1 protein-coding gene is annotated in these 1,108 nt (G+C 62.5%); it reads left to right on the forward strand.

Annotation, left to right across the window (positions count from 1 at the left end; translation table 11 throughout):
- Nucleotides 1-1,107 (forward strand): LLM class flavin-dependent oxidoreductase (locus AB3X95_RS38905; RefSeq protein ID WP_368594404.1); only part of this gene is annotated, 1,107 nt, incomplete at its 5' end.
- Nucleotide 1,108: the final 1 nt, after the last annotated feature.

Here is a 1,108-nt window from a genome sequence, read left to right on the forward strand (position 1 = left end):
ATGAAACTCGGACTTTTCATGATGCCGCTTCACGACCCGAAGCGGAATTACACGGAGCTGCTCAAGCAGGACCGCGACGCAATCATCATGGCCGACAAGCTCGGCTACGCAGAAGCCTGGGTCGGCGAACACTATTCGTGCAGCGCTGAGCCGATTGCCAACCCGCTGCAGTTCTTCGCCTCGCTCGTTCACGCGACCAGGGACATCAAGTTCGCCACCGGCGTTATCAATCTGCCGCAGCATCATCCGGCCGCCGTCGCCGGCGACGTCGCACAGTTCGACCACCTCAGCGAAGGCCGCTTCATCATGGGTGTGGGCCCCGGCGGCCTGGTCTCGGACATGGAGCTGTTCCAGACGAGCGAGAAGAACCGCGCCGAGATGGTCACCGACTCGGTCGAGATCATCCACAAAATCTGGTCCACGAACGCCCCGTACAACATCAAGGGCAAGTACTGGGACGTGGTCATCGAGAAGAACGTCATCCCCGGCATCGGCTTCGGTCCCATGCTCAAGCCCTACCAGCAGCCGCATCCGCCGCTGGCCATCTCGACGATGAGCCCGAACTCGAGCAGCGCCAAGCACGCGGCGATGAAGGGCTGGGGTATCGTGTCGGCCAACTTTATCCCGCCCGTGCATGCGAAGTCGCACTGGGAGCAGTACGCGCTTGGCTGCGAACTCGCAGGCAAGCCGCTGGACCGCTCCCAGTGGCGCGTGGCGCGCTCCATCCTGGTGACCGAGACGGACCAGCAGGCTGCGGACTATCTGGCCGGCCCGAACAGCTACTCCTGGTACTACGACTACATCATCGAGGACATGGCCGTGTTCAACATGCTCGGCATCCTCAAGCCGGACGCGAGCATTCCCGACGCAGAAGTGACGGCGAAGAACTGTCTGGACTGGATGGTCATCTCGGGCTCGCCGAAGACGGTGCTCGACAAGCTCGTGGCATTCGTCGACTACGTCGGCGGCCCATTCGGCACGCTGCTGGCCACGCAGAAGGACTGGGACAACCCCCAGCTGCACAAGGGTTCGATGCGACTGCTGGCCACCGAAGTCATGCCCAAGCTGCGCGCCTACTGCGCCGACATCTCCACCGCTACGGCTTAAG

The sequence above is a fragment of the Paraburkholderia sp. BR13444 genome, from assembly GCF_040948755.1.
In the GTDB taxonomy this organism is placed as follows: Bacteria; Pseudomonadota; Gammaproteobacteria; order Burkholderiales; family Burkholderiaceae; genus Paraburkholderia; species Paraburkholderia youngii.